The organism is Nitrospira sp. ND1, from assembly GCF_900170025.1.
In the GTDB taxonomy this organism is placed as follows: Bacteria; Nitrospirota; Nitrospiria; order Nitrospirales; family Nitrospiraceae; genus Nitrospira_A.
Genome location: NZ_FWEX01000006.1, coordinates 812,690 through 828,459, shown reverse-complemented (window position 1 = coordinate 828,459; position 15,770 = coordinate 812,690). Strand labels below are relative to the sequence as shown.

At 59.9% G+C, this 15,770-nt stretch carries 16 protein-coding genes; 8 read left to right on the top strand and 8 right to left on the bottom strand.

Annotation, left to right across the window (positions count from 1 at the left end):
- Nucleotides 1–25: 25 nt before the first annotated feature.
- Entirely contained in the window at nucleotides 26–901 is an 876-nt protein-coding gene (locus NSND_RS08620) for an undecaprenyl-diphosphate phosphatase (RefSeq protein ID WP_200810515.1), read from the bottom strand.
- 253 nt (nucleotides 902–1,154) lie between these two features.
- Between NSND_RS08620 and NSND_RS08615 the strand changes: the two genes are divergently transcribed.
- From NSND_RS08615 to NSND_RS08595, 5 genes are all read left to right on the top strand, one after another.
- A complete protein-coding gene (locus NSND_RS08615) occupies nucleotides 1,155–1,883 on the top strand; it encodes a hypothetical protein (protein WP_080878632.1) in 729 nt (242 codons plus the stop codon).
- A 189-nt stretch (nucleotides 1,884–2,072) separates the two neighbouring features.
- Nucleotides 2,073–3,347: an efflux RND transporter periplasmic adaptor subunit gene (locus NSND_RS08610; RefSeq protein ID WP_080878631.1), complete on the top strand. Its 1,275-nt coding sequence runs from the start codon at nucleotides 2,073–2,075 to the stop codon at nucleotides 3,345–3,347.
- 41 nt (nucleotides 3,348–3,388) lie between these two features.
- Nucleotides 3,389–3,805, top strand: coding sequence for a hypothetical protein (locus NSND_RS08605; RefSeq protein ID WP_143833474.1), 417 nt, complete (start codon nucleotides 3,389–3,391; stop codon nucleotides 3,803–3,805).
- A gap of 39 nt (nucleotides 3,806–3,844) precedes the next feature.
- Complete coding sequence (locus tag NSND_RS08600) at nucleotides 3,845–4,555, top strand: ABC transporter ATP-binding protein (RefSeq protein ID WP_080878629.1); 711 nt, start codon at nucleotides 3,845–3,847, stop codon at nucleotides 4,553–4,555.
- Nucleotides 4,556–4,562: 7 nt separating this feature from the next.
- A complete protein-coding gene (locus NSND_RS08595; RefSeq protein ID WP_080878628.1) occupies nucleotides 4,563–5,798 on the top strand; it encodes an ABC transporter permease in 1,236 nt (411 codons plus the stop codon).
- 72 nt (nucleotides 5,799–5,870) lie between these two features.
- Here NSND_RS08595 and NSND_RS08590 read toward each other — a convergent pair whose 3' ends face one another.
- The 5 genes from NSND_RS08590 to NSND_RS08570 all read right to left on the bottom strand — a co-directional run bounded on the left by NSND_RS08590 (nucleotide 5,871) and on the right by NSND_RS08570 (nucleotide 9,573).
- Nucleotides 5,871–7,109, bottom strand: coding sequence for an HD-GYP domain-containing protein (locus NSND_RS08590; protein ID WP_080878627.1), 1,239 nt, complete (start codon nucleotides 7,107–7,109; stop codon nucleotides 5,871–5,873).
- Nucleotides 7,110–7,161: 52 nt separating this feature from the next.
- On the bottom strand, nucleotides 7,162–7,671 hold the full coding sequence (locus NSND_RS08585; RefSeq protein WP_080878626.1) for a RusA family crossover junction endodeoxyribonuclease: 510 nt from the start codon (nucleotides 7,669–7,671) through the stop codon (nucleotides 7,162–7,164).
- Nucleotides 7,672–7,824: 153 nt separating this feature from the next.
- A complete protein-coding gene (locus NSND_RS08580) occupies nucleotides 7,825–8,265 on the bottom strand; it encodes a division/cell wall cluster transcriptional repressor MraZ (protein ID WP_013247673.1) in 441 nt (146 codons plus the stop codon).
- A 148-nt stretch (nucleotides 8,266–8,413) separates the two neighbouring features.
- Nucleotides 8,414–8,758 (bottom strand): FmdB family zinc ribbon protein, encoded by a 345-nt coding sequence (locus NSND_RS08575; RefSeq protein ID WP_080878624.1) that lies wholly within the window; start codon nucleotides 8,756–8,758, stop codon nucleotides 8,414–8,416.
- Between the two features lie 2 nt (nucleotides 8,759–8,760).
- Entirely contained in the window at nucleotides 8,761–9,573 is an 813-nt protein-coding gene (locus NSND_RS08570) for a ComF family protein (protein WP_080878623.1), read from the bottom strand.
- Between the two features lie 201 nt (nucleotides 9,574–9,774).
- On the opposite strand from NSND_RS08570, the gene NSND_RS08565 reads away from it, so the two are divergent.
- Entirely contained in the window at nucleotides 9,775–10,473 is a 699-nt protein-coding gene (locus NSND_RS08565; protein ID WP_080878622.1) for an ABC transporter ATP-binding protein, read from the top strand.
- Between the two features lie 143 nt (nucleotides 10,474–10,616).
- Nucleotides 10,617–11,543, top strand: a complete 927-nt coding sequence (locus tag NSND_RS08560) for a dihydroorotate oxidase (protein WP_080878621.1) — start codon at nucleotides 10,617–10,619, stop codon at nucleotides 11,541–11,543.
- Between the two features lie 42 nt (nucleotides 11,544–11,585).
- Here the strand turns inward: NSND_RS08560 and NSND_RS08555 are convergent, their stop codons facing one another.
- Nucleotides 11,586–11,816 carry a response regulator transcription factor gene (locus NSND_RS08555; protein ID WP_200810514.1) on the bottom strand — a complete coding sequence of 77 codons (231 nt, stop codon included), beginning with the start codon at nucleotides 11,814–11,816 and terminating at the stop codon, nucleotides 11,586–11,588.
- Nucleotides 11,817–12,019: 203 nt separating this feature from the next.
- On the opposite strand from NSND_RS08555, the gene NSND_RS08550 reads away from it, so the two are divergent.
- Nucleotides 12,020–14,665 carry an ABC transporter permease gene (locus NSND_RS08550; protein WP_080878619.1) on the top strand — a complete coding sequence of 882 codons (2,646 nt, stop codon included), beginning with the start codon at nucleotides 12,020–12,022 and terminating at the stop codon, nucleotides 14,663–14,665.
- On the opposite strand, the gene bioB is transcribed toward NSND_RS08550, so the two are convergent.
- Nucleotides 14,656–15,687 (bottom strand): biotin synthase BioB, encoded by a 1,032-nt coding sequence (gene bioB / locus NSND_RS08545; RefSeq protein WP_080878618.1) that lies wholly within the window; start codon nucleotides 15,685–15,687, stop codon nucleotides 14,656–14,658. The two genes, NSND_RS08550 and bioB, sit on opposite strands and share 10 nt — an antisense overlap.
- Between the last annotated feature and the right edge of the window lie 83 nt (nucleotides 15,688–15,770).

Genomic DNA, 15,770 nt, shown 5'->3' with positions numbered 1-15,770 from the left:
ACTCGGCTCCTTGGTATGAGTGTAATTAGCGGACGACCAGCAGCACGATGACGCCCAACACCATACGGTAGTAGGCGAAGACGCTCAGGCTGTGGCGTTGCACATAGGTGAGAAAGGCGGCGATGACGGCCCAGGCCACGGCGAACGAGACCACTAGGCCGATGCCAAGCGCGACGTAGTCGTCCTGGCTGAAGGCGGCTTGAGATTTCAGCATCTGATAGATGGTCGCGATGATCATCGTCGGGAGTGCCAGGAAGAAGGAATATTCCGTGGCGACGCGACGGTCGAGGCCGGCCAGCAGTCCGCCGACAATCGTGGATCCGGAACGGGACATGCCGGGAATCAGGGAGGCGCATTGGGCGATGCCGACCCAGATCGCCAAGCGGGGGGTGACTTGGAGCAGTTCCTTCACGCGCACGCGGTCCCGCATGCGTTCGACCACCAGGATGATGATGCCGCCGACGATCAGCGAAATCGCCACGGTCGTCGGCGAGAAAAGATAGGTCTTGATCGACTTATGGGCGAGGAATCCCACGAGTGCCGCGGGTAAAAAGGCTAGTCCCAGGCCGATGACGAACCAGAGATTGGGCTGGGCTTGAATGGACTGTTGAATGAGAGTTGCCCACGAGGCATTCCCTCGGGCGGCCACGAGCGACCGGAAGTCACGCTGCTCACGGAATGCGTGCGAGGCCAGCGAGGCCAGCTTGGTGCGTTCGTAGGCGATGATGGCGAGAATCGATCCCAGCTGGATCGAGATCTCGACGTTCGAGGCGATGTCTCCGGTGAATCCAAGCGCGTGCCCGACGAGAATGAGATGGCCTGTCGAGGAGACGGGAAGAAACTCCGTCAGTCCTTCGATGATGCCGAGAATGATCGCGAGCTCCGGGCCCCAGTTCATCATAATAGTCTGATTAGGATGGTCTGTGAGTGTGCTGGTGGTTGGTTACGGGGTTTTGCTGAACGGTGATTGCATATTCCCAGACTGCTCCCTGCCAGTCAAGCGTCGTCGACATTTGCGGAGTCGCCGCGGACTGCGAGCGACTCACCGGCAGGCGCTTCGCAATCGGCAAACTTGTTGACAAAGTTGAGATGATGGCATACACACAACAAGAGAGACGAGGTCCGATCGGTCCAGATCGAACAGGGAGGGTCGCATGAGGCATGTGTGGATGGCTGGGCTCGCGCTGATGAGTGCGATGGCCGTCAGCGGGTGCGTAAGTGACAAGAAATATCATGAGGCGCTTGCCGATGCCGACACCGTTCGGGGAGACCTGGAGCGGGCGCGGGCGCAGAAGAATGCGCTGGAGCAACAGGTCAAGACGCTGAAGGATCTCAACGCCAAGTTCGGGTCGGAAAGCCAGATTGCCCGGGATGAACTGCAGCGGATCCAGCATGGTCGGGACAAGGAGCGCGATACCATTGACGTCCGGACCAAGGAATTGGAAGACAAGGTCAAGCAGCTGAGCGCGCAGAATCGAAACATCAAGCAGGAGTATGACGAAGCTCGCCGACACAATGAGCAACTGAAGTCGTTGGTCGCGCGGTATCAAAAAGAAATGAAGGAGCGTTCGCGTTCCCTGAGCTCGTCGGTCCCCGCGGAATTGACTGCGCCGTTGTCCCGCGGTGCGTCAGCAGCGAAGTCGGCGTCATCTCCCACTCCTTTCGGCGGACCTGTCGAGGCTGCGGCTCCGCCGGTGTCCTTGCTGAATATCAATAAGGCGCCGTCGACCGATTTGGTTCTGACGCTGGGTGTCAGCCAGGATGTGGCCGACCGGATCGTGAGTAATCGCCCGTACCGCGTGAAGGGTGAGCTGGTGGCCAAGAATGTGGTTCCGAAGGACGTCTTCGACGATATCAAGGACCGCATCACGGTCAGTCCCTAGTCGTGTCATGAACGTCCGCTCATAGCGGACAGATCGGTTCGGAAGGCCGTTTGCCGTCACAGGCAAACGGCCTTTGTGTTTTCTGCGCCGGCGCTGTTCTGCCAAGCCAGGCCGAGTGTCGCGGTACTGCATCGCAAAATCGTTTCCTGCTAGAATGACCGCGTTGTTCGAGGGAGAAGGGGCCTGTCCATGCGTCGGATCGGAGTCATCGTCGGAGTCCTTGCGCTGGGCCTTGCCATCGCCGGCTATGTGTTCTTCAACGGCGAGCGAAAGGCCGTTGTGCGCTATCGCACGGTTCCTATCGAACGGGGCACCATCGTCTCGCTGGTCACGGCGACGGGAACGATCAATCCCATCACCACGATTCAGGTCGGCAGTCAGGTGTCGGGCATGATCGAGAGCCTCCATGCCGATTTCAATTCCAAGGTCACGGCGAATCAGGTGGTGGCCCGTATCGATCCGTTCCCTTACCAGGCCAGACGCGATCAGGCGGTTGCGAGCCTGGCGAACGCCAAGGCGGCGTTCGATAAGGCCCGGATCGATCTGGCCCAACGGCGCCGTGAACTGGACCGGGCCAAGTCGCTGATCGGCCAGCAATTCATCTCGCAGAACGAAGTGGACGTCGCGTTGACCGCCTCAGAAGGCGCGGTGGCGCAGCTCAAAGTCACGGAGGCTGCCGTCAAGCAGGCGGAAGCGATGCTGCAGGCGGCCGAGTTGGATTTGAAGTATACGGTGATCCGTTCACCGGTCGACGGCGTGGTGATTTCGCGCCTCGTCGAGGTCGGGCAGCGGATCGCAGCCAGCTTTACCATCCCCATGCTGTTTTTGATCGCCGAAGATGTCACGAAGATGCAGGTCGATACCAACGTCAGCGAAGCCGACATCGGCGGGATCGCCGAGGGAAAAGCGGCCTCGTTCACAGTGGATGCCTATCCCGGGGAACAGTTTCAGGGTCGGGTGCGGCAGGTGAGAAATGCGCCGATCAACATCCAGAATGTGGTGACCTACGATGTTGTGGTCGAATTCGAGAACCCGGCGTTTCGCCTGAAGCCGGGCATGACGGCGAACGTCTCCATTGTCGTGGCGAAGAAAGAGAACATTCTCAAAGTGCCGAATTCGGCCCTGCGCTTTACCCCGCCCAAGACGGTGCGCGATGAACAGGCTTCGGGAAGACCAGCCAAGGGTGAGGGCGGCGGCCGTATGTCCGCAGGTGGGACATCCGACGCGGCGATCCGTCAGTTGGCCATTTGGAAGCAGGGGGTCGACGAGGCCTTGGAGCGAGTCCCTGTCGAGATGGGCATTTCAGACGGGGCCTACGCTGAAATCAGTTCGGCTTCGATCAATGAGGGGGACCAGGTCATCATCGGGATCGACTCTCCGCGTGGGGATCGCAAGAGCGGAGAACTTCCACCGGGCTTCGGAGGCGGACAACAGCGCGGCGGTCGGCGCGATCGGGGGATGTAGCTAGTTCATTCAGATTAGATCAATGCATTATGCAGCTACTCATGTCGTATCAGATAAATCAGAAGGTGTATCTCGATTCCTCATCAAGAACAACTGCGGGTGTGTGGATCAGCAACGGTAGTCCCATTGTTTGCGATCAAAATGTCACTGAGGATCTAGGTAGACAGATCCTTCATGCGGCGGCTGAATCTTTTGAGGGCGTGGCTCATCCGAAGAAGTGGCAAGGCATCTTTGAACCTATGCTTCGAATTGCAGGATTTAAGAGTTACAGAGCTTTTACACAAGCTGCTAGGGCTGTTGAAATCGAATTTGATGATGCCTGGACATTCACGCCTTTGGCAAATCTTGGACCAGGGAAAGGTTTTGAGCCAGTTATGAGCAAAGCAATCCGGCTTTCCACTAGTGAACCGACAGTATTAGCAAAGTCGCTTTTGTCTGCATTCGATCAGGCTGAGTAAAGCCTAGTTGCAAACCAGGTTTCTTCGTTTAAGGACAGCATGGCCCCGTTGATCGTCTGCGAAGACCTCTGGAAGATTTACCGTGTCGGCGACGTTGAGGTGCAGGCGCTACGGGGCATCAACCTCACCATCGATCGCGGTGAATTTGTGGCGGTGATGGGCACGTCAGGATCGGGCAAGTCGACCCTGATGAATATTCTCGGCTGTCTCGACCAACCCACGCGTGGTCTGTATCAGCTGGATGGTTTGGATGTGGCGACGGCAAAACCGGATCTCCTGGCCGAGCTTCGCAACCGGCAGATCGGCTTCGTATTCCAAAGCTTCAATCTGATTCCCCGGACCAGCGCGTTGGAGAACGCTCAATTGCCGCTGTTTTATCGGGGCCTCTCGATCAAGGAACAGCGAAAACAGGCTGCCGCAGCCCTGCAGCGAGTCGGATTGGCCGGTCGGGAGCAGCACTATCCAACCCAGCTCTCCGGAGGCCAGCAACAGCGTGTGGCTATTGCGCGGGCGCTGGTCGGGGCCCCCTCGATTCTTTTTGCCGACGAACCGACAGGCAACCTCGATACCGCATCGAGCCGGGAAATCATGAATATTCTCGAGGAACTCAACCGTGAAGATGGCATCACCATCATCCTGGTGACCCACGAATCGGATATCGCCGCCTACGCCTCCCGCGAACTGGTCATGAAGGACGGCCAGATCACCCAGGACGTACGGCGAGCCCCGCATCTGACCGTCGTGCCGTAGGGGGCCCATGCCGGCTTTTATTCTTCTCACCGTGATGACCGCGCTGCGTATTCTCAGTCGGAACCGGCTTCGCGCCGGCCTGACCATGCTCGGCATCGTCATCGGTGTGGGCGCGGTGATTGCGATGGTGAGTATCGGGCAGGGCGCCCGCGCGGCAGTGCAGGCACAGGTGGCTAGCATGGGGACCAACGTGATCATCATCATGCCGGGATCCACCACCGTCGGCGGGGTGCGGGGCGGACAGGGCGGTGCCGTAACGTTAACAGTCGGAGACGCAGCCGACTTGAAAAAGCGAAGTCCCCTGTTGTCGGACACCGGCTGGGCCAAGCGGGATGTCATGCAAATCGTCAACGGCAACCGCAACTGGAACGGGCCCGTCAACGGGATCTCTCCGAGTTATCTCACGATTCGGGACTGGTCGTTCACCAGTGGAGGACCGTTTACGCACACCGACTTGGAGAGCGCGGCTCGCGTGGCGCTGATCGGACAGACGACGCTGGAAAATCTCTTTGATTCCGGCGAGGATGCGATCGGTGCGACGATTCGCATCAAGAATGTGCCGTTTCAGGTTGTCGGTGTGCTGGCTCCCAAGGGCCAGTCGGCTCAGGGCTCGGATCAGGACGATGTGATTTTTATCCCCTTCACGACTGCGGAGCGGAAGGTGTTCGGCAGTCAGTTTCTGGGATCGGTCGGGGCCTTGTTTGCGTCCACGGAACAGAGCGCGGATTTGCCCGAGGCGGTCGATCAGATTCGGGAGGTCTTGCGGGCGCGACATCGTCTCCAGGGCGAGCAGGCGGACGATTTCACCATCCGGACGCAAGTCGATATCGGAAAGGTGCAGGAGAGCACGAGCCAGACGCTGACAGTCATGCTCTTTGCCATCGCGTCGGTCTCGCTGCTCGTCGGCGGGATCGGCATCATGAATATCCTGTTGGTGTCCGTGACGGAGCGGACGAGGGAAATCGGGGTCCGCATGGCGGTGGGGGCCAAGCGGCTGCACATTCTGATGCAGTTTCTGATCGAGGCGGTGACGCTGAGTCTGTTCGGCGGTGTCATCGGCGTAATCGTCGGCATTGTCGGCGCTCGACTGACCACAGTGATTGCGGGATGGCCGACCATCATCTCGTTCGATGCGATCATGACCGCTTTTGTGTTCTCGCTGGCCGTGGGACTATTTTTTGGACTCTATCCCGCCAACAAAGCCGCTCGACTCAATCCGATCGAAGCACTGCGCTACGAATAACGTTTCAGCCCGAACCGTTTGGCCTGGGCCGTGAGATAGTTCCGGCTGGGTGCGAGTGGAGCTCGGTGAGGATTAGTGAAAGGATCGTTCGAATTCCGTGGGGATGGTCCCCAGCACGGAACGTATCCCACGGGGAGGAGCTTCTGCGTCCTGGTTGGCCAGATCGATGACAAGCGGGACGATGTAGGGTTGTCCCGAGGGATCGTGGGTGATGGTGACGATGGGCTGGTGCAGTTTTCCTGAGTTGATGACGGACACGATGGCCCGCTCGCCGGTGGTCAGCGAGACATAGCTATACACCGGATAAATCCCCATCACTTTGACGAAGAGAGAGATCAGCCGGTTTTCGTATCTGCCTTCCTGCCCTTCCTGATAGAGCCGCTGCAATGACTGGTGCGGGGTGAGCGGCGAAGCGCCGCCGAATCCAGTCAGCAACTCGTCGTAGCGATCCGTGACCATCACGATCCGTGTCATGTCTGAAGTGAACGCGCCGCCGGTTTCTGCGGGAAATCCGCTTCCGTTCAGATAGGCATGATGCTCCGCCACGATCTGTCCCACCGCCGGTGAGAAGCCGTCCCGGCGTTCGAGCAGAATGGCGCCTCCGCGCGCGTGGGCTTCATAGGTCCGCCGGTTCTGTTCGGAGAGGGTGGTCGAGGTGTCGTGAATCCGTTGGAGAATGTTCGGCGGGACCTGCATGAGGCCGATGTCGTGGAGCAGTGCGCCGGTGGCTAATTCCTGGATGGCCATGAGGTTGTAGTCTGCCGCATGCGCCAGAATCATCGAAAAGCTGCAGGTGGCAAGGGCATGCTGGCTGAGCGGCGCATGGCCCTCGCGCCCCTGGCTGAAGGCCATGAAGAGGGCATGGCTGTTGAGCGCTTGAGCGACGGCGCTGATCGCGTGCACGGTGTGCGTGGCTTCCTCCGGATCGACGATGCCGATTTTGGCAATCCGCGAGAAGGTGGTCTGCACCGACGCTTCGAGCTGGGCGCGAGCCGCTCTCGCCGTCAGCAGTTCCTGCGTCATCGCGGCGAGGGAGCGCACCTCCGGCGTACTCGATGTAGGTGTGGACGAGGGCTGCACCACGACGTTGGGTTTGTTTGGAGTCGAAGCGGGCGTTCCCGGGAGATCCAGCCCCTTGGCGGGGTCGATGGAGAGATGTTTCACCCCGGCGTGTCGCAACTTCTCGATCTGTTCGTCGGTCCGGATCAGGAACGAATGCCGCATGAAGGGCGAACGGAACCAGGCCACGTCCAGCTTGGCGACGTGCATCCCGATTTGCAGGGCATCGATGGTGATGGGTCGGTATGGCATAACGTATGAGCGTCGCAGGCCTGTCGCGTTCCGGCGGTCTCCCTGCTCTGTGCTATCGCTCTCGCCGGCTGTCGGATCGATGGTCCGGGTTCACCACAAGCGGGGCCTCACGCGAGGCGGGACAAGCGGAGACAGGTGCCGCAGGCGTCGCCACCGACAACAGTATTTCCATGCGAGGATTGTCGCGATCCTGATACTTGTAGAGGTGAGTTTCGACCACCCGATTGTCGTTCAGTCCCAGGCCCTCACATAATGCGTCTTGCGCGATCTTGAGTCCCCCGTCGGTATCCCGACGCAAGGCCGAGGCGAAGAAAAATTGGATGGATAACGAGAGGCTCGCCTGGCTCAAGGTTCGTCTTAGAGTACCACGATGAGGCGATTGGGCAAGCGCAACCAGAATTTGTTGCCCGACCAATTCCTTGAACGCACGGCCTTTGGCGGAGAGCAGGCGGCGCCCGTTGACCGTGGCATATTGGTGATTGACGCTGGGTGGGACGGGTAACGTGAGTGCGATGGAATCTGCCGTCACTCGAACGGACGGTGGAGCGGACGTGATGGCCATTGCCGGAGTACGCGTGTGGATGGCTGGGCGCGGCAGAACTGGCTCCTGCGCAGAAAACGATGCCTTCTGAACCGGGGGTCTGAAGGAGGTCGTCCGAATCGGGATGGAGGACTGTCGATGGCGGGACACGCGGCGCAAGGGCCTGCCTATCAACTAGAGAAGATTTTGGATCTTCGCCATATCCTGCTCGTACCGGTCTTCCGTCCTGGTGAGATACCGTCGCCACTCCGACGGACCCCAGACTTCCAGGCGGTGATACATTCCCACGAGGAAGATTTCCTGATCTTCATCCATCGGGACGAGCTTACGAAGACGGCTCGGGATCAGCACGCGGCCGGCCTTATCGATATCCGAGGTGCCGGCTTGCGACATCACATGGTGCATGAACAGGCGGCTCTGGTCCTCATCCAGGGTGATCCTGGTCCGTTCCAGGACCTTTTCCCATTCCTTGGCTGAGTACATCCAGAGTGTCTGCTCGGTATTCTTCACGAACATGACCTGATTGCCCTCGGCCTCGAGCCGTTCTCGAAGGGGGGAGGGGATCAGGAAGCGTCCCTTGTCGTCGACTTTACAGAGGTATTCGCCGGCAAACATTATCGGCAGCCTCGCTCGTGATGGCGGCGACAGTGAAGAGTCGATGGAGCTGTACGTAGGCGCATAGGAATCAGCCGAGTAACCATTTCTTCGCTGATGGTAGGAGACAAGGCTAATCCTGTCAAGTGAATATTCATGACCGGGGCAGTCACTCGAAGTCGGTCTGGTCCATTCCGGGTGGAGCAGCGCCCCCGCCTTCCATCGCCGCTTCGACGTCATCCCCGAGGTCTTCTCCCATTTCCTGCCCCATTTTTTTCATGAGCCGGGCCATACTCTGCGGGTCGTTTTCGTCAAATCCGCTCAGATGGCTTGGATCGGACAGGGCCTCAAGGCGTGCTTCTTCCGATTTGGGAGAGGCAAACCGGGAGAGCAGTCGTTCCAGATCCGGGCTCTGACAGTGGCCGCATGTCTGTTGGGGCGCAGCGCTGATGCTGAGGATCAGGCGGGTAGTTCGTTTCCCACATTGGCGACAGCGATATTCGTAGATCGGCATAGTTAGACCCTCAAGGCGTGCGGTTGATCGAAGGCCGATGGCGGGAGCCAGGTCTCCGGCACCATGCCGGCATCCACGGAACGCGCGAGCGTGAGCACTGCAACGTCTTCGGCACCGGCTTTGAGCAGGACTTTGGCGCATTCGTTGGCTGTGGTGCCCGTGGTGAAGACATCGTCGATGAGGAGGACGCGCTTGTCGGTCACTTCCCCTGGGGCGCGCAGGGCGAACGCCTGGTGAAGGTTCTGCAGGCGTGCGGAGCGGGGGAGCGTGGTCTGGGGGGCGGTATCGACGATGCGAACCAGGTTTCGATAGGATACGGGTCTCCTCAGTACAGGTCCGACGCGGTCGGCGAGCAAGAGTGATTGATTAAATTCTCGCTGCCGAAGGCGGTCGGGGTGGAGCGGGATCGGCATGAGGAGATCCGCATTCAGATCTGCGGGAAGAGCCCGGGCGAGCAACGCGCCCAGCGCATCCGCCAGCACCACCTTTCCGCGATATTTGAAGAGGGCAATGGCCTCCTGGAGCGGTGCGCAGTAGGCATAGGCCGCCCACACCTGCGAATAGTGCGGTGTGCGGGTACGGCAGTCATGGCATTCGTGAGTCGGGCTATGGGTTGTCGCGAAAGGGGAGGCGAAAGGGCGGTGGCATCGCGGGCAGGAGGGCCCTTGTAGCGGTCGAATCAGTTCCCAGCATTGGCGGCAGAAGAACGGCGTGGGATCGTCCGTGAGGGGCTGTTCACAGGTCGTGCAGTCCGACGGGAGCACGAGTCGTGTGGCTTGCCTGAGGATGCCTGCGAACAGTGCGTGTGAGCTCATTGTCTAGGTCCAAGAGGCGTGACGGACGCGCGTTGGGATTGTGTACGGAAGACCCCTCAGCCGTCAAGGTTGTGGGGTACAAACCGGGTGTGGTATAGGACCACTCGCCTGCATCGGAGCGATTCCAGAGGCTCGGCAATGTGCCGGTTGCATGCATCTGCCGGATGCTTCCGCACTCCGTTAGGGCTATCGATTCCTATCATGCAAGATCCCACCAACATGCTGGTACGGGTGCAGAATCTTTCGAAAGAATATCGCCGCGGGCAGACGCTTGTGTCGGCGTTGCAGGACGTGACCCTCGACGTGAAGGCGGGAGAGTTCTGTGCCTTCGTCGGGCCGAGCGGGTGCGGGAAGAGCACGTTGCTGAATCTGATCGGAGGGTTGGATCAGCCCACTGCGGGAATCATCGCCATTGAGAACCGGCCTGTGACCCATGCGAGCGCCACCGAATGGACCCGCTTGCGACGCGAGTTGATCGGAATTGTCTTTCAGGCCTTCCACCTTATTCCCGGCCTGACGGTTGCGGAGAATGTTGCCTTGCCGTTGCTGCTGAAGGGGGAGCGGGGGGCTGCGGTGGCCGAGCGGGTCAACGAAGTCTTGGAAGCGGTGCGGATGGACAGGCGACGTTCGCACCGGCCCGGCGAGTTGTCGGGAGGGGAACAGCAGCGTGTCGCGATTGCCCGGGCGATCGTGCATCGGCCACGACTTGTACTGGCGGATGAACCGACCGGGAATCTCGATTCCAAGCAAGGGGCGGACATCGTCAGCCTGTTCCGTACGTTACCGCAACGGTTTGGTCACTCGGTGTTGCTGGTGACGCACAGCGATAGTGCGGCCGACGCAGCCGACTATGTGTGGCATATGCGGGATGGCCGGCTGGTGAATTGTGTCCGGCACTAGGCCGAACGGTTGTGTACTATGTTCGTGAAGGCGGCTCGTCGCTCGGAGAGAGGCGTCATGAATAATGCGTCGCGAATTTCAAAGAGGATGGGGGAGGAACAACGGCGGGGTTGTTCCATGTCCTGTCGGGAGAAAGGATCAGCATGGATTTGAGCGTCACTATTGCGGGAGTAAAATTCCCGACCTGCTTCATGAATGCCTCCGGAGCGCTCTGTGTGACGCGGGAGGAACTCATTACGCTGGGGCGTTCCCGGGCCGGTGCCATCGTGACTAAATCGATGACCCTGGAGCCACGGGTCGGTAATCCTGAACCGCGGTATTACGGATTTCCGGGGGGGTCCATCAATTCCATGGGGCTGCCGAATCTCGGGTATCGAGCCTATGCGGAGATGATCCCCGAACTCACCCGGTTCGGAAAGCCAGTGATTGCCAGCATTGCCGGCCTGTGCGAGGACGACTTTCTCACCATGGCGCGTGTGATCAATCAGGCGCGACCCGATCTCATCGAGGTCAATCTCTCCTGCCCGAACATTCCCGGTAAGCCGCAGATCGCCTATGATCCGGTCGATTCGGAACGGTTGCTCAAGCGGGTGCGACCGCTCATCACCGTTCCAATGGGCGTGAAATTGCCGCCCTATTTCGATCCGGCGCACCACGCGGTGATGGCGGACGTGATTCGACGCTGCGGGGTCGATTACCTCAATTTGATCAACTCTGTGGGGAACGGTCTGGTTGTGGACGCGAAGCGCGAAATGCCGGTCATCAAGCCGAAGGGCGGGTTCGGCGGGTTGGGGGGATCGTTGATCAAGCCGGTTGCGCTGGCTAATGTGCGAGCGTTTTGGAAGTTGTTGGAGGGACGTATCCCCATCATCGGGACCGGTGGAGTCGTGCAGGGAGTCGATGCCTTTGAGCATGTGCTGTGCGGTGCGTCGGCTGTCCAGGTGGGGACGGCGCTGGTCGAAGAAGGTGCGGGGGTGTTTGAGCGATTGGAGCGCGAGCTGGCGGCTGAGTTGGCCATGCGGGGCAAGCAGTCGCTTGAGGAATGTCGGGGGAAACTGAAAGAGCTGTAAAAAAGGTGCGCCGGTTCCGTACAGGAACCGGCGCATGGAGTGTTAGCGGAAGGCGAAGTTCTTCGGAAGGAATCCTTGTTGTAACGCCTGACGAAGCAGCTGCGCGACGTTGCGGACTTTCAAGCGCCGCATCAAATTGAAGCGATGCACCTCAACGGTGCGCACGCTGATATCCAGGCGGCGGGCGATGTCGCGGTTGGTATTTCCTTGGGACACCAGTTTCAGAATTTCTTTCTGCCTGGGCGTCAGTCCCTCGGATCGTTTCGCGCGCACGGGCGCCGGCTTTACGACCCTTGCAGGTTTTCTCTTCTTGGTCGGTGAAGCGGCCTTGGTGGTCTTCGCTGGCTTTCTGGCTTGAGGTCGTTTGCGTAGTGCCATATAGATATTGTACCCCAAATTCTACTGAACGTAATCTTAGCATATCTGGGTAAATCTGTAAAAACAATTACTAGAGTGTTGTTCCGGTAGGTCTGCCGATGCCGCTGATTTCCTCTGCCCTATTCGAGGTCTGTGCCCGTCTTGGATGGACACATTTGTCCACTCATCCCGGTCGCACGCTCCTTACGATCATCGGCGTCGGGTTGGGGGTTGCGGCGACGATTGCGGTCCAGACTGCCAACGTGGACGTCCTCCGATCGTTCGAGGATTCGGTCTTAGCCGTGGCCGGTCCGGTCACACTGGAGGTATCGGCCGGAGAAGCGGGCATGGACGAGCGCCTGATTGCTTCCGTGAGAGGTATCGCCGGTGTGGATTCAGCTAAACCGGTGGGAGAGCTCGGGGTTCGAGTGGCCGGCCGTTCTCAATCGTTCCTCATCCTTGGACTGGATCTGCTGGATGAGTTGAATTCCATGCAAGGGCGCCTCCCTGCGACGTTGGAGACTCTGTGGCGACCAGGTGAGGGAGATGAAATGGACGGCCTCCTGGCTCCAAGCGGACTCCTGCTCGGGCAGGGTCTGGCCTCTGAATTGGGAGTCGGCCCAAAGGCGCTGCTGAACCTTGAAGCCGGTGGACGAGAAGTGTCCGTTGCGGTCACGGGGGTGATGGGTCGTAGGGCCGAGGGGCCGTCGGCATGGGACCGTCTGGCCGTGATGGATATTGCGGCTTTTCAACGGACCTTCGGTTTGAGCGGCCGGTTGGATCGAATCGACGTGGTGACGCAGCCCTCCTCGTCGGTCGAACAGGTGGCCGAGGCGATCACAAGGATTCTGCCTCCGGCTGTCACGGTGCGCCGTCCGATCCAACGCAGCCAGCAAGTCGAATCTATGGTAGGCGCATTTCAATTGAACCTTTCCGTTCTGAGTATGGTGGGGCTGCTGATCGGGATGTTCCTGATTTACAACACCGTGTCCTTTACTGTGGCGCAACGCCGGCGGGAGGTGGGAATCCTGCGGGCGATCGGGATGTCGGAGCCTATGGTCGTGGGTCTGTTCCTCGCGGAGGCGGGAGTGTTCGGTGTGGCCGGAGGGGTCCTGGGGGGTAGTCTGGGCCTGGTTCTGGGGAATGTACTCGTCGGGTTGGTCGGTCGGACCATCCAGGACCTCTATGTCCCGATGGCTGATGCGCCAAGAACCTTCGGCTTTCCGCCAGGATCTGTCCGGCTGTTAACCGAAGCGATTGTGATTGGTAGCGGGGTGTCAATCCTGGGAGCGCTGGGGCCCAGCTTGGATGCCGGACGTACCATGGTGGTCGCGGCCCTTGCTCCTGGGGAATATGATGTTGCCCAGCGAGTTCGTGCTGCCTCACTGGGGGTGGTGGGTGGAGGCCTGCTGCTCTTCGCGCTGGGATGCGCGCTAGCCGGACCAGTCGGCGGGGTTCCGGTCTTCGGGTATCTGGCGACGTTCTGTCTGCTTGCCGGTCTCTCCTGCCTGGTTCCGATCCTCATGCAGTGGGTTTGCCGTACCCGAGAGTTGGGCGCCGCTTCGGCTTCGCCTTCGTTGGGGGGCGCCATTCGCCACATTGCGCGGGAGCAGACGACGCGGGGAATCGGCCGGAATGCAGTGACCGTCTCTGCCTTTCTCGTCGGGGTCGCGATTATGGTCGGGGTCATGGTGATGATTCGGAGTTTTCGCAACACGGTCGAGATGTGGATCGATCAGACGGTCATGGCCGATTTCATCGTGGCTCCGGCCGGGTGGCCGCATGTGGTTCGCGGTGGGTCGTCGAGCCAGGCCCTCCCTGGTTCCTGGCGAACCCGTCTGGCCGGGGCCACGCATGTGTCGGCGGTCGATGCGTACCGCGATGTACGCATCGAACTGGAGGGGCGGCCGATCGCGTTGGTATCCAGAGATCTGGCGCTCCATGCGGCACGAAGCCGATATCTGTTTCTCGAGGGTGACTCGGCGGCAATCCTGACTCGTGCCGCAGCAGGAGAAGGGGCTATCCTCTCGGAGGTGGTGGCCAATCACCTGCATGTGATCAGGGGCAGTCAGTTGTCGATTTCGACGCCGGTGGGGGAAAAATCGTTGCCGGTTCTGGGGGTCTTTTACGACTACGCGACCGATGGCGGGAAGATCGTCATCGACCGGTCTCTGTACCAGCACTGGTGGAACGATGACGGCGTGACGGTGTTTCCTGTGTATATCGATCCGGAAGTCGATCTGGAACAGGCCAGAGCCGCCCTGCTTGCAACCTTGGCCGATGGCTCCCGCGGGAACCTGCTGCCGACGGTGTTAAGCAACGGAGAATTGCGCCGGGAGATCCTTCGAATTTTCGACCGGACCTTCACATTGACCTATGTGTTGGAGGCCATCGCGATCATTATCGCCATGCTGGGGATCATCAACACCTTGGTGACGTCGGTGGTCGAGCGGCGTCGGGAGTTGGCCACGTTGCAGGCGCTGGGCAGCAGCCGGGGACAGATTACGGCTCTGATTCTCTGGGAAGCCGGCTATCTGGGCCTGTTGGGAACGGCGATGGGACTCGTTGGGGGGCTTGCGCTCGCCTGGATTTTAATCCGGGTCATCAACCGGCAGTCGTTCGGCTGGACGATCCAGGTGTCATGGCCCCTGGGGTTGATGGCGGAAGTGGCGGTGCTGGCTCTGGTCGCTTCGCTCCTCGCCGGGTTCTGGCCGGCCCGTTGGGCCGGCCGGCAACCGCTGGTTGAGGGGCTCCGTTACGAATGAAGGCCCGCGACTGGCTCTGACGCAGGAATTCCCTGCTTGGTCGGCACTGCGTCCACCTGGATCTCGAAACCCAGGTCTTCGATCATTCGCCACACCTCTGCCGCCGGTTGACCCGGCGTGGTGAGGTATCCGTTTACAAACACTGAATCCGCCGGATAGAGCGCGAGCGGTTGCAAGCTGCGCAGGTTGTGTTCACGGCCCCCGGCGATACGGATCTCCGTTCGCGGGTGCAGGAGCCGGAAGAGGCACAGGGCCTTCAGGCATCGTTGCGGCGTCAGGGGGGCGCAATGCTCCATTGGAGTACCGGATGCCGGGTGAAGCGTGTTGATGGGAATCGAGTCCGGTTTGACCTCACGGAGGGCCAGGGCGAGATCGATCAGGTCTTCATCGCTCTCTCCCATTCCAACGATACCACCGGAACAGATTTCGAGTCCGGCCGTCCGAGCGTGCCGGATGGTGGCCAGCCGGTCCTGAAAGGTGTGTGTCGTGCAGATCTCGGGGTGATAGGCTTCGCTCGTGTTCAGGTTGTGATTGATTCGGTCCACCCCGGCGGCTTTCAGGTCTTTCGCCTGGCGTTCATTGAGGAGCCCCAGCGAGCAACAAATCTGAATCGGAACTTCCTGCTTGATGGAGCGAACGGCGGAGGCGATATCGGCAATGTCCCGATCGATCGGGCTGCGTCCGCTGATGACGATACAATATCGCTGGGCTTTTGCAGCCGCCGCGCGGCGGGCGCCGGTGACCATCTGGTCTTGGGTGAGCAGTCCGTAGCGTTCGATCGGTGCTTTGGAGATGGCCGATTGCGAACAGTAGCCGCAGTCTTCCTGGCAAGCGCCGCTCTTGGCGTTCAAGAGCATTTGCAGGCGAACCGTCTTGCCGAAGTAGCGTTCACGGACGGTGAACGCCGCCTGCAAGAGTTCCAGCAGTCGGGAGTCCGGTGTCTGCAATACGGCGAGGGATTCCTCGTGGGTGAGTATTTCGTCCCGCAAGGCCTTGTCGGCCAGGATCGTGAAGTCAGTCATGCACGCTACTCCTCGAAAAGACAGATCGAACCTTGATTCCCGATCGGGAGACCCGTGGGCGGAGGCCGTGTCTGTGAAAAGAA